This is a genomic window from Kitasatospora sp. NPDC089509, assembly GCF_044749365.1.
In the GTDB taxonomy this organism is placed as follows: Bacteria; Actinomycetota; Actinomycetes; order Streptomycetales; family Streptomycetaceae; genus Kitasatospora.
This window is the reverse complement of record NZ_JBIVHS010000037.1, coordinates 32051-54578: the sequence shown is the minus strand read 5'-3', so window position 1 is coordinate 54578 and position 22528 is coordinate 32051. Positions and strand designations below refer to the sequence as shown.

The 22528-nt window shown below is 73.6% G+C and carries 2 protein-coding genes (1 of these 2 only partly in view); both read right to left on the bottom strand.

Annotated features, from left to right (window positions below):
* Positions 1 to 6593, bottom strand: partial view of an amino acid adenylation domain-containing protein gene (locus ACIP4P_RS42010; RefSeq protein ID WP_400928785.1) — the 5' portion only. 6784 nt of this gene lie to the left of the window's left edge; the window shows 6593 of its 13377 coding nt (coding positions 1-6593); its start codon is at positions 6591 to 6593; its stop codon lies off the left edge, out of view.
* Complete coding sequence (locus tag ACIP4P_RS42005; protein ID WP_400928783.1) at positions 6593 to 22528, bottom strand: amino acid adenylation domain-containing protein; 15936 nt, start codon at positions 22526 to 22528, stop codon at positions 6593 to 6595. The genes ACIP4P_RS42010 and ACIP4P_RS42005 overlap by 1 nt, the downstream gene beginning before the upstream one ends.

Here is a 22528-nt window from a genome sequence, read left to right as displayed (position 1 = left end):
GCGGCCGCGCGGGCGACGTCCTGGGCGAGGCGCGCCTCGTCGGTGTCCACGACGGTCAGCAGGGAGCCGACCTCGGCGATGTCCAGGATCCGCTGGGCGGGTTCGCCGTCGACGGCGGGGAAGACCGTTCGGAGCACCTCGTGCCGGGTGACGACGTCGCGCAGGGCGGCGTCGAGGGCCTGGCGGTCCAGGTGCCCGGTGAGGCGCAGGGCGATCGGGATGTTGTAGGTGGCGCTGGGGCCCTCCAGCTCGTCGAGGAACCAGAGGCGGCGCTGGGCGAAGGAGAGCGGCAGAGTCGACGGGCGGTCGCCGGCGGTCAGGACGGTCCGGGTCGACAGGCCGGGGTCGAGGCGCTCGGCGAGCGCGGCGACGGTGGGTGCCTCGAACAGGGCCCGGATGGGCAGTTCGACGCCGAGCACCGAACGGATCCGGCTGACCAGCCGGGTGGCGAGCAGGGAGTGCCCGCCGAGCTCGAAGAAGCCGTCGTCGATGCCGACCCCGGCCACCCCGAGGACCTGGGCGAACAGCTCGCAGAGGATCTCCTCGCGCGGGGTGCGCGGCGCGCGGCCCGTGGAGGTGCCGGTGTAGGTGGGCGCGGGCAGGGCGCGCCGGTCGAGCTTGCCGTTGACGGTCAGCGGCAGCGCGTCGAGGACGACGAACGCGGCCGGGACCATGTGCTCGGGCAGCCGCTCGGCGACGTACCGGCGGAGGACGGTGAGGTCCGGCGAGCCGGCCCCGGGCACCAGGTAGCCCACCAGGCGCTGGTCGCCGGGCTGGTCCTCACGGACGAGCACGGCCGCCTGGGCGATGTCGGGGTGGGTGGTCAGCGCGGCTTCGATCTCGCCGAGCTCGATGCGGATGCCGCGCAGCTTGATCTGCTGGTCGGCACGGCCGAGGTACTCCAGCTCGCCGTGGCGGTTCCAGCGGGCGAGGTCGCCGGTGCGGTACATCCGGGTGCCGGCCGGGCCGTACGGGTCGGCGAGGAAGCGCTCGGCGGTCAGGCCGGGACGGTTGTGGTAACCCAGGGCGAGCTGGTCGCCGGCGGCGTAGAGCTCACCGGTGACGCCCTGCGGGACCGGGCGGAGTCCGGCGTCCAGCAGGTAGACCCGGGTGTTGGCCACCGGCCGTCCGATCGGGACCCGGGCCGGCCGCCCGTCGGCCGCCACGGTGTGGGCGGTGACGACGTGGGTCTCGGTCGGACCGTAGTGGTTGTGCAACTGCCGGTCGGTGTCCGCACGGAGGAAGGTGTCGAGCGCCTCGGAGACCGTCAGGGCCTCGCCGGCCTGGATGATCTCGCGCAGGGCGGGGAGGGGGTGGCCGGTTTCGGTGGCGGCCTGGGTGACGGCGTCGATGACCAGGTTGGGGGCGTAAAGGTCGGTGACCTGGTGCTGGTCGAGCCAGTGGACGAACTTCTCGGGGATGCGGCGGGTCTCGTCGTCGGGGACGACGAGGCAGCCGCCCCGGCCGAGGGTGGCGAGGATCTCCTGGGCGGAGACGTCGAAGCTGAGTGCGGTGTAGAGCGCGGCGCGGACGCCCTCCGAGGCGGGCTCGTGCCAGGACACCAGGTTGACCATCGAACGCCCGGGCATCAGGACGCCCTTGGGACGGCCGGTGGAGCCGGAGGTGTAGATGACGTACACCGGGTGGTCCGGGAGCAGCGCGGCCGTACGGTCCCCGTCTGTGGGGTCGGAGGCGTTGCCGGAGGTCAGCTCGGTGACGGAGAGCTGGGGGCAGTCGACCCCGGGGATCCGGTCAGAGGTGAGCAGCAGAATCGGCGAGGCGTCGGTGAGCATGAAGGCGATCCGGTCGGCCGGGTAGTCCGGATCGATCGGCAGGTAGGCGGCGCCGGCCTTGAGGATGGCGAGGACGGCGACGATCAGCTCGTCGGAGCGGTTCATGGCGAGCCCGACGACCTGCCCCGGCCCGATGCCGCGCCCGATCAGCGCGTGGGCCAAGCGGTTGGCCCTGGCGTGGAGTTCGGCGTACGTCAGGACTGCGTCCCCGAAGACCACCGCCTCCGCGTCCGGCGTGCGGGCGGCCTGCGCCTGGAGTAGCTCCGGCACGGTCGCGCCCAGGACCGGGGCGGCCGTGGCGTTCCACTCGGTGAGCACGCGGTGCCGCTCGGCCTCTTCGAGCAGCTCGATGCCGTGGACCGGCTGGTGGGGGTCGGCGGCCACGGTGGCGAGGAGCCCGAGCCAGCGGTCCGCGAGCTGCTCGACGGTGGCGCGGTCGAACAGGTCGGTGGCGTACTCAAGGTGCCCCACCAGGCCGTCGGCCCGCTCGGCGAGGCCGAGGAGCAGGTCGAACTTCGCGGTCCCGGCCGCGATCGGCTCCGGCGCGCACTCCAGACCAGGCAGGTCGAGCCGGGGCGTCGCGTTGTTCTGGAGGACGAGCATGACCTGGAACATCGGGTGCCGGGCCATCGAGCGGGTGGGGGAGACGGCCTCCACCAGGTGCTCGAAGGGGACGTCCTGGTGCGCGTGGGCGGCGAGGTCGGTCTCCCGGACGCGCTGGAGCAGCTCGGCGAAGGTGGGCGTGCCGCTCAGGTCGGTCCGCAGCACAAGGGTGTTGACGAAGAAGCCGATCAGGTCGTCCAGCGCCTCGTCGGTGCGACCGGCGACGGGCGTGCCGACGGGGACGTCCTCGCCCGCGCCGAGGCGGGAGAGCAGCGCCGCCAGCGAGGCCTGGAGCAGCATGAACAGGCTGACGCCTTCGGCCTGCGCGAGGTCGGCCAGCCGCCGGTGGAGTTCGGCGGGGACGGCGAGCGGGATGGTCGCACCACGATGGCTGGAGACGGCGGGACGCGGCCGGTCGTAGGGGAGCGCGAGCTCCTCGGGCAGGTCGGCCAACGCCTCGTGCCAATAGGCCACTTGCTGCGAGAGAAGACTCTCGGTGTCGCCTTCGGTGCCGAGCAGGTCGTGCTGCCAGAGCGTGTAGTCGGCGTACTGGACGGGCAGTTGACGCCACTCGGGCGTGCGACCCCCGATGCGGGCGGCGTAGGCGGCGGACAGGTCGCGGGCCAGCGGGCTCAGGGACCAGCCGTCGGCGGCGATGTGGTGCACGACCAGGACGACCACATGCTCGTCCGGGCTGAGGCTGAACTGCCAGGCACGGAGAGGGAGTTCGCTGGAAAGGTCGAAGGCGTGGGCGGCCGCGCGGGCGATGTCCTCGCCGAGGTGCGTCGCGTCGGTGTCGGCTACCGTCAGCAGGGAGCCGACCTCGGCGGTGTCCAGAATCCGCTGGGCGGGTTCGCCGTCCACGGCGGGGAACACCGTCCGCAGGACCTCGTGCCGGGCGACGACGTCGCGCAGGGCGCCGTCCAGCGCGGCGCTGTTGAGGGCCCCGGTGAGGCGCAGGGCGATGGGGATGTTGTAGGTGGCGTTGGGTCCTTCGAGCTGGCCGAGGAACCAGAGGCGGCGCTGCGCGAAGGACAGCGGCAGCACGGACGGGCGCTCGCCGGCGGTCAGGGCGGTGCGGGTGGACCGGCCCGGGTCGAGGCGCTCGGCGAGCGCGGCGACGGTGGGTGCCTCGAAGATTGCCCGGATGGGCAGTTCGACGTCCAGCGTGGCGCGGATCCGGCTGACCAGGCGGGTGGCGAGCAGGGAGTGCCCGCCGAGCTCGAAGAAGCTGTCGTCGATGGTGACGCCCTCGACGCCGAGGATCTGGTCGAACAGCCCGCAGAGGGCCTCCTCGCGCGGGGTGCGCGGCTCCCGGCCGGCGGCGGCCGCAGCGTAGGTGGGCGCGGGCAGGGCACGCCGGTCGAGCTTGCCGTTGACGGTCAGCGGCAGCGCGTCGACCACGACGAGCGCGGCCGGGACCATGTGCTCGGGCAGCAGGTCCGCGACGTGCCGCCGGACGGCGGCGGTGTCGGGCGCCTCGGCGCCGCCGGGGACCAGGTAGCCGACGATGCGCTGGTCGCCCGGCTGGTCCTCGCGGACCAGGACGGCGGCGCGGGCGACGGCCGGATGCGCGGTGAGGGCGTTCTCGATCTCGCCGAGCTCGATCCGGATGCCGCGCACCTTGACCTGGTCGTCGGCGCGGCCGAGGTATTCGAGTGCGCCGTCGCGGTTCCAGCGGGCGAGGTCGCCGGTGCGGTACATCCGGGTGCCGGCCGGGCCGTACGGGTCGGCGAGGAAGCGCTCGGCGGTGAGACCGGGACGGTTGTGGTAGCCGAGGGCGAGCTGGTCGCCCGCGAGGTAGAGCTCACCGGCCGCGCCGACCGGGACCGGCTGCAGGCGCTCGTCCAGCACGTACGCCCGGGTGTTGCCGACCGGTCGGCCGATCGGGACGGCGGTCGGCCGAGCGCCGGCGGCCACGGTGTGGGCGGTGGCGACATGGGTCTCGGTGGGCCCGTAGTGGTTGTGCAGCTGCCGTCCGCTCCGCGCCGCGAGGAAGTCGTGCAGGGCGGCGGTGGGGGTGAGTGCCTCGCCGGCCTGGATGATCTCGCGCAGGGCGGGGAGGGGCTGGCCGGTTTCGGTGGCGGCCTGGGTGACGGCGTCGATGACCAGGTTGGGGGCGTAGAGGTCGGTGACCTGGTGGTGGTCGAGCCAGTGGACGAACTTCTCGGGGATGCGGCGGGTCTCGTCGTCGGGGACGACGAGGCAGCCGCCCCGGCCCAGGGTGGCGAGGATCTCCTGCGCGGAGACGTCGAAGCTGAGCGCGGTGTACAGGGCGGCCCGGATGCGCTCCGAGGCCGGCTCGTGCCAGGACACCAGGTTGACCATCGAACGCCCGGGCATCAGGACGCCCTTGGGACGGCCGGTGGAGCCGGAGGTGTAGATGACGTAGACCGGGTGGTCCGGGAGCAGCGCGGCCGTACGGTCCCTGTTCGTGGGGTCGGAGGTGTTGCCGGAGGTCAGCTCGGTGACGGACAGCTGGGGGCAGTCGACCCCGGGAAGGTGGGCGGAGGTGAGCAGGACGGCCGGTGCGGCGTCGGCGAGCGTGAAGGCGATGCGGTCGGTCGGGTAGTCCGGATCGATCGGCAGGTAGGCGGCGCCGGCCTTGAGGATGGCGAGGACGGCGACGATCAGCTCCTCGGAACGGTTCATCGCGAGGCCGACGACCTGCCCCGGCCCGATGCCGCGCCCGATCAGCGCGTGGGCCAACTGATTGGCACGGCCGTGGAGTTCGGTGTACGTCAGGACTGTGTCCCCGAAGACCACGGCGTCGGCGTCCGGCGTGCGGGCGGCCTGCGCCTGGAGCAGCTCCGGCACGGTCGCCCCCAGCACCGGGGCGGCCGTGGCGTTCCACTCCGTCAGGACCTTCTGCCGCTCCGCCGCGTCCAGGACGTCGATCCGGTCGACGGGCTGCCCCGGGTCGGCGGCCACGGCGGCCAGCACCCGTACCCACCGCTCCGCGAGGTCCTCGACGGTGGCCCGGTCGAACAGGTCGGTGGCGTACTCCACCGACCCGGCGAGCCCGGTGTCCCGCTCCGAGAGCGAGAAGAGCAGGTCGAACTTGGCGGTGTGGGCGGTGAACGGCAGCGGCTCGCAGCGCAGGCCGGGCAGGTCGAGCCGGGGCTCGGCGTTGTTCTGCAGGGCGAGCATGACCTGGAACATCGGGTGCCGGGCCATCGAGCGGGTGGGGGAGAGGTCCTCGACCAGCAGCTCGAACGGGATGTCCTGGTGGTCGAAGGCCTCCAGGCTGCTCTCCCGGACCCGGCGCAGCAGTTCCGCGAAGCTCGGTGCGCCGCTCAGGTCGGTGCGCATGACGAGGGTGTTGACGAAGAAGCCGACCAGGTCGTACAGCGCGACGTCGGTGCGACCGGCGACGGGGCTGCCGACCGGGATGTCGGTACCGGCGCCCATCCGGGAGAACAGCACCGCGAGCGAGGCCTGGAGCACCATGTACGGGCTCACCCCCTCCGCCCGGGCGAGCTCGGCCAGCCGTGCGGAGAGCTCGGCCGGGACGGCGAGCGGGACGGCGGCGCCCCGGTGGGTCGCCACGGCCGGGCGCGGCCGGTCGTACGGGAGGGCCAGTTCCTCCGGCAGGTCGGCCAAGGCCGTGCGCCAGTAGGCGAGTTGCTCCGAGAGCAGGCTCTCCGGGTCGTCCTCGGTGCCGAGCAGGTCGTGCTGCCAGTAGGTGTAGTCGGCGTACTGGACGGGCAGCGGTTCCCACTCGGGCGCCCGACCCTCGCAGCGCGCCGTGTAGGCGGCGGACACGTCGCGGGCCAGCGGGCCCAGCGACCAGCCGTCGGCGGCGATGTGGTGCACCACCAGGACCAGCATGTGGTCCTGCTCGCCGAGCCGGAACAGCGAGGCCCGCAGCGGCACGTCGGTGGCCAGGTCGAAGGCGTGGGCGCGGGCCCGGGCGACGTCCTCGGCCAGCTGCTCCTCGTCCGTCGCGGCGACGGTGAGCAGCGGGCCGAGCGTCCCGGTGTCGAGGATGTCCTGCTGCGGCTCCCCGTCGACGGCGGGGAAGACCGTGCGCAGCACCTCGTGCCGCTCGACCAGGTCGAGCAGCGCGGCCTCCAGCGCCGGCCGGTCGAGCGAGCCGGTCAGCCGGAGCGCGATGGAGATGTTGTAGCTCGCGTTCGGCCCCTCCAACTCCCCCAGGAACCACAGCCGACGCTGGGCAAACGACACCGCATCCATCAGATCTCCCTCTTCCGCAGCATCGGCCGCAGGGCCGGCCTGGCCTTCTTCTTCGTGGTACCGCAGCGCAGGGCCAGTGCGGCGACGGTGGGTGCTTCGAACAGGGCACGGATGCCCAGCTCGACCCCGAGGGCCGAGCGGATCTCGCCGATCAGGCGGGTGGCGAGCAGTGAGTGGCCGCCGAGGTCGAAGAAGTTGTCGTCGACCCCGACCTTCTCCCGGCCGAGGACCTGCTCGAACAGCCCGCACAGGATCTGTTCCTGCGGGGTGCTCGGCGCGCGGTGCGGCGTGGTGGCGGTGAGCTCGGGCGCGGGCAGGGCTCGGCGGTCGAGCTTCCGGTTCGCGGTCAGCGGCAGGGCGTCCAGCGCCATCACCGCGGCCGGGACCATGTAGTCCGGCAGCCGCTCGGCCAGCTGCCGGCGTACCGCGGCCTGGTCGAGCACGGCGCCCTGAACCGCCGGTACGACGTAGCCGACCAGCATCCGGTCGCCGGGCCGGTCCTCGCGGACCACGACGGCCGCCTGCGCCACCTCGGGGAGGGCGGCCAACTGGGCCTCGATCTCGCCGAGTTCGATCCGGAAGCCGCGCAGCTTCACCTGGTCGTCGGTGCGGCCGAGGTATTCGAGCACGCCGTCCCCGGTCCAGCGGGCCAGGTCGCCGGTGCGGTACATCCGAGAACCGGGCGGACCGTACGGGTCGGCGGTGAAGCGCTCGGCGGTCAGCGCCGGACGGTTCAGGTAGCCGCGGGCCAACTGCTCGCCCGCGATGTACAGTTCGCCGCTCACCCCGACCGGGACCGGACGCAGCTGTCGGTCCAGGACGTAGGCCCGGGTGTTCGCCATCGGCCGGCCGATGGGCGGGGTCCGGTCGTGGGACGGCGGCAGGCAGCGCATCAGGGTGACGGCGACGGTGGTCTCGGTCGGGCCGTAGCCGTTCCAGAACTCCCGGTCCTCGGTGGCCCATTCGTCGACCAGTCGGCCGGCCGGCGCCTCGCCGCCCACCGAGACCAGCCGCAGCGCGGGCAGCGCCTTGGGGTCGAGCAGCGGCATCATCGCGGGCGGGATCTCCGCGACCGTGATTGCCTGCTCGGCCAGGAGCCGCTGGAGCCGATCGGCGTCGACGCGCTCCTCCTCGTCGGCCAGCACCAGGGTCGCCCCGGAGAGCAGGGTGGCGAACAGGTCGAAGACGGAGACGTCGAAGGTGAACGCGGCCAGTCCGAGCAGCCGCTGTCCCGGCTCGATGCCGTAGGCCTCGGCGATGTGGACGGCGAAGCCGGCCGTGGCCCGGTGCTCGACCGTCACGCCCTTGGGGCGGCCGGTGGAGCCCGAGGTGTAGATCACGTAGGCGGGGTGCGCGGGCAGCAGCGGGCGGACCCGGTCCCGGTCGACCGGGTCGGTGTCGGGCAGCGCGGCCAGGGCCGTGACGACCCCGGGATCGTCCAGCAGCACCACCGGCAGGTCCGGCGCGGCCGGCAGACCGGCCGCGATCGCTGTGGTGGTGAGCAGCAGGGCGGGCCGGGCGTCGTCCAGGACGTAGCCGATCCGCTCCGCCGGGTGGTGCGGGTCCACGGCGAGGTACGCCGCGCCCGCCTTCCCGACGGCCAGCTGGGCGGTGATCGCCTCGGCGGTGCGGGGCAGCGCCAGCGCCACGACCTGCTCCGGACCGACCTCACGGGCGATCAGCAGCCGGGCCAGCCGGTTGGCGCGGGCGTTCAGCTCCGCGTACGGCAGCTCGCCGCCCGCGCTCACCAGCGCGACGGCCTCGGGGGTGCGGGCCGCCTGGGCCTGGAACAGCTCCGGCAGGGTGCCGGCCGGTGCCTCGGCGGCGGTGTCGTTCCACTCCGTCAGCAGCCGGTGCCGCTCCTCCGCGCCGAGGAGCTCGGCCCGGCCGATCGGCAGCTCCGGCGCGGCGGCCAGGTCGGTGAGCAGCCGGACCCAGCGCGCGGCCAGCGCCTGCACGGTGCCGCGGTCGAACAGCTCGGTGGCGTACTGCAGGGTGCCGCCCAGGCCGTCGGCCTTCTCCTCCAGGGTGAAGGTCAGGTCCACCTTCGCCGTGTCGGCGGCGATGGACTCGGCCGTGGCCCGGGCGCCGGGCAGCGCCAGCTCGGGGGTGGTGTTGTTCTGCAGGATCAGCATCACCTGGAACAGCGGGTGCCGGGCCAGCGAGCGGGTCGGGTTGAGCACCTCCACCAGGTGGTCGAAGGGGACGTCCTGGTGGGCGTGGGCGGCGAGGTTGGCCTCCCGGACCTGCGCGAGCAGCCGGGTGAACGACGGGTCGCCGGAGGTGTCCGTGCGCAGCACCAGGCTGTTCAGGAAGAAGCCGACCAGGTCGTCCAGCGCCTCGTCGGTGCGCCCGGCGACGGGGGTGCCGATCGGGACGTCCTCGCCCGCGCCGAGGCGGGACAGCAGGACGGCCAGGCCGGCCTGGAGGACCATGAACAGGCTGACTCCCTGCTGTCGGGCGAGCTCCCGCAGCTCCTGGTGCAGCGGTGCGGGGAAGGTCAGCGGGACCAGCTCCCCGCGGTGGGTGGCGACGGCCGGGCGGGGCCGGTCGTACGGGAGCGGCAGCTCCTCGGGCAGGCCGGCCAGCGCGTCCCGCCAGTACGCGGTCTGCCGGGAGAGCAGGCTCTCCGGGTCGCCGGCGTCGCCGAGCAGCTCGCGCTGCCACAGGGCGTAGTCGGCGTACTGCACCGGCAGCGCCTCCCAGCCGGGAGCGGCGCCGTCGAGACGAGCCGCGTAGGCGGTGGAAAGGTCGCGGGCCAGTGGGGCCAACGACCAGCCATCGGCGGCGATGTGATGGACCGTCAGCAGCAGAACGCGGTGCTCGGCGCCGAGCGTGAACAGTGCGGCGCGGACGGGCGGTTCGGCCGCGAGGTCGAACGGCCGGGCCAGCTCCCGGGCGACCGCGCCCGGCAGCTCCGCCTCGGTGGCCGGCCCGGACCGCCAGAGCGCGGCGAGGTCCACTCCGGCCAGCACCCGCTGGTGCACCGAGCCGTCCCGGTCCTCGCCGAAGACGGTCCGCAGGCTCTCGTGGCGCTCGACGACATCGCCGAGGGCCGCCCGCAGCGCGTCCTCGTCCACCGGGCCGGTCAGGCGCACGGCCATCGGCATGTGGAAGGACGCGTCGGCCGGGTCGAGCCGGTGCGGGAACCAGACCCGGCGCTGGGCGTGCGAGGCCGGCACCCGCTCGGGGCGCGCGCCCGCCGACAGGGCCGGGCGGGCCGGGCCGGCGGCGAGGGCGAGCCGCTCGCCCAGTCCGGCCACCGTGGGTGCCTCGAACAGGTCGCGGATGGTCGGCTCCAGGCCCAGGCCGGTCCGGATCCGGTTGACCACCCGGGTGGCGAGCAGCGAGTGGCCGCCCAGGGCGAAGAAGTCGTCGTCCAGGCCGACCGTCGCCAGGCCCAGCACCTCGGCGAAGATCCCGGCCAGCAGGCGCTCGCGCTCGGTGCGCGGCTCCCGTCCGACGGCGGCCGTCTCGACGGACGGCGCGGGCAGCGCCTTGCGGTCCAGCTTGCCGTTTGGGGTCAGTGGCATGGCGTCGAGCACGACGAGGGCGCTCGGCACCATGGACTCGGGCAGCCGCTCGGCGGCGTGCCGGCGGACCTCGGCGGGATCGAGCGGGTCGGTGCCCGAGGCCGGGACCAGGTACCCGACCAGGCGGACATCGCCCGGCCGGTCCTCCCGTACCAGCACTACGGTCTCGGTGACGGCCGGGTGGGCCAGCAGCGCCGCCTCGATCTCGCCGGGTTCGATGCGGTGGCCACGAATCTTGACCTGGGAGTCGGCGCGGCCGGCGAAGAGCAGCTCGCCGTCTGCGGTCCAGCGGGCCAGGTCGCCGGTGCGGTACATCCGGTCACCCGCTGCCCCGTGGGGGTCGGCGGTGAAGCGCTCGGCGGTCAGGGCCGGGCGCTCGTGGTAGCCGCGGGCGAGGCCGTCACCGGCGATGTACAGCTCGCCGACGACGTCGGTCGGGACCGGCTGGAGGTGTGAATCGAGCACGTAGACGCGGGTGTTGGCGATCGGGCGGCCGATGGTCGGGACGGCGTCCGGGGTGACGGGCGAGGTCGTGGACCAGATGGTGGTCTCGGTCGGCCCGTACAGGTTGGTGACGTCGCCGATCCGGCACAGCTCCCCGGCCAGCGGCGCGGGCAGCGCCTCGCCGCCCACCAGCACGCGCAGCGGCGGGAGTTCGGCGGCGTGCTCGGCCAGCGCCCGCCACAGCGAGGGGGTGGCCTGCATGATCGTGGCGCCGGAGCGGACGATCAGGTCGGTCAGTGCGGCCGGGTCCATGACCGTTGCCCGCGGGACGAGTTCCACCCGGGCGCCGGAGACCAGCGGGAGGTACAGCTCCAGCGCGGCGATGTCGAAGGACACCGTGGTCACCGCGAGCCAGCGGTCCTCGGCCGTGAGCGGGAAGCGACCACCCATGTCCGCAAGGAAGTTGGCCAGGTTGGCGTGGGAGAGCACCACGCCCTTGGGCTTCCCGGTGGAGCCGGAGGTGTAGATGACGTACGCGGGGTGCGCGGGCAGCGGCGCGGCGAGCATGACCTCGGCGGCGGGCTCCTCCTGCGGCGCGTCCAACAGGAGCACCGGGCAGGGGAGTTCGGCCGGCAGCCGGTCCGTGGTGTCGGCGGTGGCCAGCACCAGCACCGGGGCGGAGTCCGCCAGCACGTACGCGATGCGCTCCGCGGGGTACTCCGGGTCCACCGGCACGTACGCCGCACCGGACTTGAGTACCGCGAGCAGCGCCACCACCAGCTCCGGAGTGCGCGGCAGCACCAGGGCGACCCGGCTCTCCGGCCCGGCGCCCCGGGCGACCAGCAGCCGGGCCAGCCGCTCCGCGCGGGCGTCCAGCTCGGCGTACGTCAGCTCCACGCCCTCGCAGCCGAGCGCGACGGCGTCCGGCGTCCGGGCGGCCTGCGCCGCGAACCGGACCGGCAGCGGCGTTTCCGGCAGAGCACTCACGGTGTCGTTCCAGGCGGCCAGTAGGCGGTACCGCTCGGCGCCGTCGAGGACGTCCAAGGCGGCGAGCCGGGTGCCCGGCTCGGTCTCCAGCGCCGCCACCAGCTCGGCCGTCGCGCTGCCGACCAGGGCGCACAGTGCGTCCGGCTCCAGCGGGGTGACGGTCTGGACGCTGAGCTCGAAGCCCGCGCCGAGGTCGTCCACCGCGAGCGCGATCGGGAAGTTGGTGCGCTGGTGGTTGTGGAGCAGCTCGACGCCGGGCAGACCGGTCCGGGCCGGGCCGTGCTCGGGACTGGTGTGACGGTAGTTGAGCAGGGTGGTGAACAGCGGAGTCCGCGCGGGGACGCCGCTGGCCTGCTGGGCGAGGGCCAGCGTGGCGTGCTCGTGCTCCAGCAGGTCGGCGAGCTGGGTCTGCATGGCGGTGACCGCCTCGGCGACCGGCGTGGTGGTGGCCAGCCGGACGGGGAGGGTGTTGATGAACAGCCCGGGGACGCGGTCGGCGCCGCTGCCGGCGTTCATCCGGCCGAAGAGTACGGTGCCGAACACCGCGTCCGGGTTGCCGCTGGTGGCGGCGACCACCCGGGCCCAGGCGACGTGGAACAGCGCGGCCGGGCCGACCCCGAGCCGACGGGCCTGCTCACGCAGGCGGACGGCCAGCTCGGGTGCGAGCGGGGTCCGGGCCTCGGCTATGGCGGTGCCGTCGCTGCGCACGTCCAGCAGGCCGTACGGCGCGCTGGGTTCGGTGACGTCGGCGAGCAACTCGCCGAAGTGGCGGCGGTGTTCCTCGCGGGGGACGCGCAGGCGGGCCTGGGCGACGAAGGTGCGGAACGGCAGCGGCTCGGCGAGCTCGGCGGTCCGGCCGTCGAGGATGGCGCGGACCTCGTCGAGCAGCACGTCCAGCGTCGTGTGGTCGGAGACCAGGTGGTGGCGCAGGAGCAGCAGCAGGGCGCGCCCGTCGGCCGGGTCGGTCGCCGTGTGGGCGCGCAGCAGCGGCGCCCGGGTGAGGTCCATGGTGGAGCCGCCGGCCGCGACCAGGGCTGCGGTGGCGTCCACGACGTCGGACGGCAGGGCAACCTCGTGGACGGGCAGGGCGGCCCGGCGCTGGACGACCTGAACCGGCTCGGACAGGTCCTGCCACAGGACGGCCGTCCGCAGGATGTCGTGGCGGTCGATCACCACCTGGAGCGCGCCGAGGAAGGCCTCCCGGCGCTCCTCGCTCTCGAAGGCCAGCACGGACGGCTGGACGTACACGTCGTGCGCGCCGTCACCCGCGATCAGGTGGTGGAAGAGGATGCCCTCCTGGAGCGGCGCGAGGGGGTAGATGTCCGCGATGTTGCCGGTGCCGCCGTCGACGGCGGCGGTGATCCGGGCGAGGTCCTCGCTGGTGAGGTCGACCAGGGGGAGCATCTCGGGGGTGAGCTCCGCCGCGTCGGCCGGGATCAGGTTCGCCGGGACGTCGACCTCGCGCTGCGCCCCGCCCGTACCGGCCGCGAGGGCGGCGACGGTCGGCGAGGTGAACAGCGTGCGGATCTCCACGGCGATGCCCCGGGCGCGCAGGCGCTCGACCAGGGAGACGGCGAGCAGGGAGTGGCCGCCGAGTTCGAAGAAGTTGTCGTCGATGCCGACCTCGGGCAGTCCGAGGACCTGGGCGAACACCTCGCAGAGGACTTCCTCGTGCGGGGTGCGCGGGGCGCGACTGCCGGCGGCGGCGGTGTAGGTCGGTGCGGGCAGGGCGCGCCGGTCGAGCTTGCCGTTGACGGTCAGCGGCAGCTCGTCCAGGACGATCAGCGCCGAGGGCACCATGTACTCGGGCAGCCGCTCGGCGGCGTGCTGCCGGACCTCGGCGGTGTCCAGCTCGGTCGTGGTGAGCAGGTAGCCCACGAGTCGTTTGTCGCCGGGGGTGTCCTCACGGACGATGACGGTGGCGTGGGCGATGTGCTCATGAGTGGCCAGGGCGGCTTCGATTTCGCCGGGTTCGATGCGGTAGCCGCGGATCTTGACCTGGTGGTCGGCGCGGCCGATGAATTCGAGGTCGCCGTGGTGGTTCCAGCGGGCGAGGTCGCCGGTGCGGTACATCCGCTCGCCTGCCGTGCCGTGGGGGTTGGCGATGAAGCGTTCGGCGGTGAGGGCGTGGCGGCCGAGGTAGCCGCGGGCGAGCTGGGCGCCGGCGATGTAGAGCTCGCCGGTGACGCCGACGGGGACGGGCTGGAGGTTGTGGTCGAGGACGTAGGCGTGGGTGTTCCACATCGGGCGGCCGATCGGCACCACGCTGCTCGCGGGCTCCTGACCCGGGGCTATGTGGTGGTCGGTGCAGCCGACGGTGGCTTCGGTGGGGCCGTAGTGGCAGACGATGTGGACGTCGGGGTGGCTGGCACGCCAGTGCTGGAGCTGGGCGGTGTGGAGGGTCTCGCCGCCGATCATCAACTGCCGGGTGGGGGCGCACTGTTCGGGCAGAGCGTCCATCATCGTCAGGTGCCCGGGGGTGCCCTTGAGGAAGGTCAGCCGGTCGTTGCCGAGGTGCGCGGTCAGCTCCTCGTCGAGGTTCGCGAGGTGCACCCGTCCGCCGCTGGTCAGCGCGCCGTACAGGGCGGTGACACCGGCGTCGAAGGAGATCGAGGCGTGCAGCAGCGTGCTCCCCGCGACGTCCGGGTAGGCGCTCCAGCACCGGGCCACGTAGTTGACCAGGTTGCGGTGCTCGATCACCACACCCTTCGGCCGACCCGTCGACCCCGAGGTGTAGATCACGTACGCCGGGTGCTCCGGCCGGAGCGAAGCGGCCGAGTCCAGGTCACCGTCCGCGTGCTGCGCCAGGGCGGCCGCCGTGTCGGCACCGTCGAGCACGAGCGTCGAACCGGCCGCGTCCTGCGGCAGGCGCTCGGCGGAGGCGGCGTCGGCGAGCACCAGGGCCGGGGCCGAGTCCGCCACCATGTAGCCGATGCGGTCGAGCGGGTACGCCGGGTCGATCGGCACGTAAGCGGCGCCGGTCTTGAGGACGGCCAGCAGTGCGGTGATCAGCGCGGACGAGCGCTCCATCAGGACGGCGACGCGCGACTCCGGTCCGACCCCGGCGGAGGCCAGGTGGCGGGCCAGCCGGTTGGCGTCGGCGTTCAGGTCGGCGTAGCTGAGCTCGACACCGGCGTGGACCAGGGCGACGGCCTCCGGCGTCCGGGCCACCTGGGCCTCGAACAGCCCGGTCAGCGTCCCGCCCGGTACCGCGACCTCCGTCGCGTTCCACTCCGTCAGGACACGCGCCCGCTCCTCCGCGCCCAGGATCCCGACCCGGTCCAGCGGCGCCGACGGGTCGGCTTCGAGGGCGGTGAGCAGGTTGTCGGTGGTGGTGCGGACCAGGTCGGCGAGCGCCGCGGGGTCGAGCGGGGTGGCGGCCTGGACGGTGAGGCGGAAACCGGTGCCCAGGTCGTCCACGGACAGCGCGAGCGGGTAGTTGGTGCGGGTGTGGAGGTGCAGCAGCTCGACGCCGGCCAGGCCGGTCGGTGCGGTGTCCAGATCGGCGCTGCTGTGGCGGTAGTTGAGGATCGAGGTGAACAGCGGGGTCTGCGCCGGGACGCCGCTGGCCTGCTGGGCCAGGGCGAGCGGGGCGTGCTCGTGCTCCAGCAGGTCGGCGAGCTGGGTCTGCATGGCGGTGACGGCCTCGGCGACCGGCGTGGTGGTGGCCAGCCGGACCGGCAGGGTGTTGATGAACAGGCCGAGGGTGCGGTCGGCGCCCGCCCCGCCGTTCATCCGGCCGAACAGCACGGTGCCGAACACGGCGTCGGGCTGGTTGGCGGTGGCGGCGACCACCCGGGCCCACACGACGTGGAACAGCGCGGCGGCGCTCACGCCCAGGCGGCGGGCCTGTTCGCGCAGCCGGGCGGCCGCTTCGGGGCCGAGCGGCACCTTGGCCTCGGCGACGGCGGTGCCGTCGCCCCGGACGTCGAGCAGGCCGAACGGGGCGCTGGGTTCGGTGATGTCGGCGAGCAACTCGCCGAAGTGGCGCCGGTGTTCCTCGCGGGGGACGCGCAGGCGGGCCTGGGCGACGAAGGTGCGGAACGGCTCCGGCGTACCGAGCTGATCCGCTCGGCCGTCGAGGACGGTGCGGACCTCGTCGAGCAGCACGTCCAGCGTCGTGTGGTCGGAGACCAGGTGGTGGCGCTGGAGCAGCAGGAGCGGACGTCCGTCGGCCGGGGCGGTGGCGGTGTACGCGTGCAGCAGCGGGGCCCGGCCGATGTCCATGGTGGAGCCGGCGGCGGCGAGCAGGGCGGTGGTGGCGTCCGTGCCGTCGGAGGCCAGGGCGACCTCGTGTACGGGCAGGACGGCCCGGCGCTGGACGACCTGGACCGGCTCGGGCAGCTCACGCCAGACGAAGGAGGTGCGCAGGATGTCGTGGCGGTCGATCACCAGTTGGAGGGCGTGGACGAAGGCGTCCCGGTGCTGGTGGCTGTCGAAGCCGAGCACCGTCGGCTGGACGTAGACGTCGCTCTCGCCCTCGGCGGCCATCACGTGGTGGAAGAAGATGCCTTCCTGGAGCGGCGCGAGGGGGTAGATGTCCGCGATGTTGGCGGTGCCGCCCTCGACGGAGGCGGTGATCCGGGCGAGGTCCTCGCTGGTGAGCTCCACCAGGGGGAGCATCTCGGGGGTGATGTCCACGGCGTCGGCCGGGATCAGGTTCGCCGGGACGGCCACCTCTCGCGGGTCGGCACCGGTCGCGGCGGCCAGCGCCGCGATGGTGGGCGCCGTGAACAGGGTGCGGACCTCGACCTGGATGCCCCGGGCGCGGAGGCGTTCGACCAGGGAGACGGCGAGCAGGGAGTGGCCGCCGAGTTCGAAGAAGTTGTCGTCGATGCCGACCTCGGGCAGCCCGAGGATCTCGGCGAACAGCTCGCAGAGGACCTCTTCGTGCGGGGTGCGCGGCGCGCGCTTGGTCGCGGTGCTCGCGTACGTGGGCGCGGGCAGGGCGCGTCGGTCGAGCTTGCCGTTGACGGTCAGCGGCAGCTTGTCCAGGACGACGAACGCGCTGGGGACCATGTAGTCGGGCAGCAGCGCCGACAGGTGGGTGCGTACCTCGGTGGCGTCCAGCTCGGTCGTGGTGAGCAGGTAGCCCACGAGTCGCTTGTCGCCGGGGGTGTCCTCGCGGACGATGACGGTGGCGTGGGCGATGTGCGCATGAGCGGTCAGGGCGGCTTCGATTTCGCCGGGTTCGATGCGGTAGCCGCGGATCTTGACCTGGTGGTCGGCGCGGCCGATGAATTCGAGGTCGCCGTGGTGGTTCCAGCGGGCGAGGTCGCCGGTGCGGTACATGCGCTCGCCTGCCGTGCCGTGGGGGTTGGCGATGAAGCGTTCGGCGGTGAGGGCGTGGCGGCCGAGGTAGCCGCGGGCGAGCTGGGCGCCTGCGATGTAGAGCTCGCCGGCGACGCCGACGGGGACGGGCTGGAGGTTGTGGTCGAGGACGTAGGCGTGGGTGTTCCACATCGGTCGGCCGATGGGGACGACCGTGCCGGCGGGTTCGTGGCCGGGGGCTATGTGGTGGTCGGTGCAGCCGACGGTGGCTTCGGTGGGGCCGTAGTGGCAGACGATGTGGACGTCGGGGTGGCTGGCACGCCAGTGCTGGAGCTGGGCGGTGTGAAGGGTCTCGCCGCCGATCATCAACTGCCGGGTGGGCGCGCATTCTCCGGGCAGGGCGTCCATCATCGTCAGGTGCCCGGGGGTGCCCTTGAGGAAGGTCAGCCGGTCACTGCCCAGGCTGGTGGGCAGCTCCTCGTCCAGGTCGGCGAGGTGCACCCGTCCGCCGCTGGTCAGCGCGCCGTACAGGGCAGTGACACCGGCGTCGAAGGAGATCGAGGCGTGCAGCAGCGTGCTCCCCGCGACGTCCGGGTAGGCGCTCCAGCACCGGGCCACGTAGTTGACCAGGTTGCGGTGCTCGATCACCACACCCTTCGGACGACCCGTCGACCCCGAGGTGTAGATCACGTACGCCGGGTGCTCCGGACGCAGCGGCTTGGCCCGCTCTCCGTCGGCGATGTCCTGATCCGACAACTCTGCCAGCTCGAAGCCGAGTTCGACGGAGTCCAGGAGCAGTCGCGCGGTCGACGCGGCGGGCGCCGAAACGCCGCTCTCGGTGAGCAGCAGAGCGGGCGCGGAGTCCTCGATCAGATAGGCGATCCGGTCGGCCGGGTAGGCCGGGTCGATCGGGACGTAGGCGGCACCGGTCTTGAGGACGGCCAGCAGTGCGGTGATCAGCGCGGACGAGCGCTCCATCAGGACGGCGACGCGCGACTCCGGTCCGACCCCGGCGCCGACCAGGTGACGGGCCAGCCGGTTGGCGTCCGCGTTCAGCTCGGCATAGGTCAGTTCGCGGCCCGCGTGCACCAGGGCGACGGCCTCCGGCGTCCGGGCCACCTGGGCCTCGAACAGCCCGGTCAGCGTCCCGCCCGGCACCGCGACCTCCGTCGCGTTCCACTCCGTCAGAACCTGCCGGCGCTCCTCCTCGTCGAGGAGCTCGATCCGGGTGACCGGCCGGTCGGGCTCGGCGACGGCGGCGGCCAGGACCCGGGTGAAGCGCCGGGCGATGCCCTCGGCCGTGGCGGCGTCGAACAGGTCGGTGGCGTAGGTGAGTTCACCGGTCAACCCGGCCGGGGCGCGGTCCGGACCGAAGGTCTCGGTGAGGGTCAGTGAGAGGTCGAACTTGGCCGGGGCCTGCGCCGGGGGCAGCAGGGCGCCGTCGAGCCCGGCGAAGTCCAGGGCGGCGCGGGTGTTGTTCTGCAGGGTCAGCAGGACCTGGAACAGCGGGTGGCGAGCCATCGACCGGGCCGGGGCCAGGTCCTCGACCAGGCGCTCGAAGGGGACGTCCTGGTGGGCGTAGGCCGCCAGGTCGGTTTCCCGGACCCGGCCGAGGAGTTCGGCGAAGCTGGGATCGCCGGAGAGGTCGGTGCGCAGCACGAGGGTGTTGACGAAGAAGCCGACCAGCTCGTCCAGGGCCTCGTCGGTCCGACCGGCGACCGGGGTGCCGACGGGGATGTCGGTACCCGCGCCGAGACGGCTGAGCAGCACGGAGAGGGTGGCCTGGAGCACCATGTGCGGGGTCACGCCCTGGGCGAGGGCCAGGTCGGCCAGCTGGGCGTGCAGCTCGGCCGGGACCTCGACGGGCGTGGAGGCGCCCCGGTGGGAGGCGACGGCGGGGCGCGGCCGGTCGTAGGGGAGTGCGAGCTCTTCGGGGGCGTCGGCCAACGCGCGCCGCCAGTAGGAGAGTTGCTCGGTGAGCAGACTGTCCTGGTCGTCCTCGGCACCGAGGAGTCGCTGCTGCCAGACGGTGTAGTCGGCGTACTGGACCGGCAGTTGCCGCCACTCGGGGGTCCGTCGCTCGGTGCGGGCGGCGTAGGCGGCGGACAGGTCCCGGGTCAGCGGGTCGAGCGACCAGCCGTCGGCGGCGATGTGGTGGACCACCAGGGTGAGCACCTGGTCTTCGGCCGCCAGGGTGAACAGCCGGGCGCGCAAGGGGAGTTCGCCGGACAGGTCGAAGGTGTGGGCGTACGCCCGGGCGACGTCCTCGGCGAGGCGGTCCTCGTCGGAGTCGACGACGGTCAGCAGCGGGCCGAGTTCGTCGACGCCGAGGACGCGCTGCCGGGGCCGGCCGTCGACGGCGGGAACGACCGTGCGCAGCACCTCGTGCCGGGCGACGACGTCACCCAGGGCGGCTTCCAGGGCCGGTATGTCGAGCGAACCGCTCAGGCGTATCGCGATCGGGACGTTGTAGGTCGCGCTCGGGCCCTCCAGCTCGCCGAGGAACCAGAGACGGCGCTGGGCGTAGGAGAGCGGCAGCTCCTCCGGGCGCTCACCGGCGGTCAGCGCCGGGCGGATTCGGCCTCCGGCGTCGAGCCGGGCGGCGAGGGCGGCGACGGTGGGTGCCTCGAACAGGTCGCGGATCGCCGGCTCCGCGCCGAGCACTGAGCGAATCCGACTGGCCAGCCGGGTGGCGAGCAGCGAGTGGCCGCCGAGCTGGAAGAAGTTGTCGTCGATGCCCACGCCGCCCAGGCCGAGCACCTCGGCGAACAGGCGGCAGAGCACCTCCTCGCGCGGGGTGCGCGGGGCGCGTCCGGCCGGGGCCGCCGTCGGGTCGGGGGCGGGGAGGGCCTTGCGGTCGAGCTTGCCGTTGACGGTCAGCGGCAGTGCGTCGAGGACGACGAAGGCGGTGGGCACCATGTACTCGGGCAGCCGGGCCGCCAGCCGCGCGCGGACGTCAGCGGTGTCCACATCCGTCGCGGCGACCAGGTACCCGACCAGCCTCTGCCGGCCCGGGGTGTCCTCACGGACCACCACGACGGCCTGGGTGACCTGCGGGTGTGCGGTGAGCGCGGCCTCGATCTCGCCGAGTTCGATGCGCTGGCCGCGGAGCTTGACCTGGTGGTCGGTGCGGCCGAGGTAGTCGAGGGTGCCGTCGGTGTTCCAGCGGGCGAGGTCGCCGGTGCGGTACATCCGCTCGCCGGGGGCGCCGAACGGGCAGGCGACGAAACGTTCCGCCGTGAGCGGGGCCCGGTTCAGGTAGCCGCGGGCGAGCTGGACGCCGGCCAGGTAGAGCTCACCGGCGGCACCGGCCGGGACCGGTCGCAGGTGGGCGTCGAGGACGTAGGTGCGGGTGTTCCAGATCGGGCGTCCGATCGGCACCGTGGCACGGTCGTCCTCGTGGCAGGGCCAGGCGGTGACGTCGACGGAGGCCTCGGTGGGGCCGTAGAGGTTGTGCAGCGGGACGTCCAGCAGGCGCCGGAACCGGTCGCGCAGCTCGGCGGGCAACGCCTCGCCGGAGCAGAGCACGGCGCGCAGGCCGGTGCAGGCCGTGGCGCCCGGCTCGGCCAGGAAGGCCTGGAGCATGGACGGCACGAAGTGGGTGACGGTGACGCCCTCGCGCTGGATGAGCTCCGCGAGGTAGCCGGGGTCCCGGTGCCCGCCGGGCCGGGCGACCACGAGCGTCGCGCCCTCGATCAGCGGCCAGAAGAACTCCCACACCGACACGTCGAAGCCGAACGGCGTCTTCTGCAAGACCCGGTCGTCCCCATCGAGCCGGTACGCGTCCTGCATCCAGGCCAGCCGGTTGACGATGCCCTCGTGCGGGACGGCCACGCCCTTCGGGCGGCCGGTCGACCCCGAGGTGTAGATGACGTACGCCGGGTGCTGCGGCAGCAGCCCCTCGCAGGCGAAGCCCTGCCCGGGCAGCGCGGCGAGCACCTCGGCCACCGCTGCCGAGTCGAGCGCGACAGTCGGAACCGACAGCTCCGTCAGGCCCGAGTCACCGGCGGTCAGGACGAGTTCGGGCGCGGCATCGGCCAGCACGTCGGCGATCCGCTCGGCCGGGTACTCGGGGTCGACCGGCAGGTAGGCGCCGCCCGCCTTCACGATCGCGAGCAGCGCCACGACCAGCTCGACGGACCGCTCCATCAGCACCGCGACCCGCGACTCCGGCCGCACGCCCCGCTGGACGAGCAGCCGGGCCAACCGGTCGGTCCGCGCATCCAGTTCGGCGTAGCTCAGCTGCTCGCCCTCGACGACGAGCGCGACGGCCTCCGGCGTGCGCGCGGCCTGCGCCCGGAACAGCTCCGGCAGGGTGGCGGCCTCGACCTCGACCTCGGTCGCGTTCCAGTCCACCAGCACCTGGTGCCGCTCGGCCGCGCTCAGCAGGTCGACGTCGGCGATCCGGGCCTCGGGCTCGACGGTGGCCAGGGTCTCCAACAGCCGGGCGAAGCGCCGCAGATGGGCGTCCACCCGGTCGGCGTCGTAGAGCGCCGGGTTCGCGTCCGCGACCAGCCGCATGCCCTCGGCGCCCTGCCGGTCGTACAGCACGAAGGCGAGGTTCTCCACCGCGCCGTTGGAGAAGTTGTGCAGGGTGGCCGGGGCGCCGGCGAAGTCCAGGTCGTCGCCGAACTGCATGATGTTGATCGTGGTGCCGTAGAGCGCGCCCTCGGCGCCGACCCGGCGCAGGTCGCGCGCCAACTCCTCGGCACGGTACCGCTGGTGGCGCAGCGCCTCGCGGACGGCGGTGCCGGTGCCGCGCACCAGCTCGGCCCAGGTGGCGTCCGCCGGGACGGCCAGCCGCAGCGGCACCTCGTTGGAGAGCATGCCGGGGACGGTGCGCTGGAGCCGCCCGGTGCGACCGGCGACGGGCAGGCCGAGGACGACTTCGTCGCCGTCGGTGCCGGTCATCCGCCGGGTGTAGAGCGCCGTCGCGGCGATGACCAGCGCGGACAGGCCGGTGCGGTGGCGGCGGGCGGCGGCGCGCAGGGCGTCGGCGGCCGCGGGGGCGATGGTCGTGACCCGGCGGAGGAAGGTGTCCGAGGCCGGGGCGAAGCGGCCGGCCAGGCTGACCGCGTCCGGCTGGTCCGCGAAGCGCTCGGTCCAGTAGTGGCGGTCGGCGGTGAACTGCTCGGAGGCGCGGTAGGCGGCGTCCTCGTCCAGCAGCCCCTGGAAGGAGGGCAACGCGCCCTCGTCGGTGGGGCGTCCCTCGACCATGGCGGTGTAGAGCTGGGCGACCCGGCCGGCGATCAGGAAGCCGCTGTAGCCGTCGACGATCAGGTGGTGGCCCTGCTGGTAGAAGAAGAACCGCTCCGGACCGGCCGGGAAGAGCGCGAAGGTGGTCAGCGGTCCGCCCGTGACGTCGATCGGTCGGGCCAGGTCGTTCCGGATCCAGGCCTGGACGGCGGCCCAGGCGTCGGGCTCGGTGCTGACGTCCACGACGGCGAGCTGCCAGTCGGCCTCCGGTAGGAGGACCTGACGGACCTCCTCGCCGTCCGGGCGGAAGCGCAGGCGCAGGGTCTCCGCCTCGGTGGTGGCCCGGCGGACGGCCGCCTCGAAGACCGCCCGGTCGACCGGCCCGTGGATCTCCAGGCATTCGGCGATCCGGTAGGAGGGGTTCTCCGGCGCCAGATGCTGCGCGAACCACACGCCGGACTGACCGGACAGCAGCGGCCAGTGCTCATCGCGAATATCCAGCAT

Coding starts and splice junctions, on each gene's coding strand:
- ACIP4P_RS42005 (WP_400928783.1), bottom strand. CDS start 22,528: ATGCTGGATATTCGCGATGAGCACTGGCCGCTGCTGTCCGGTCAGTCC.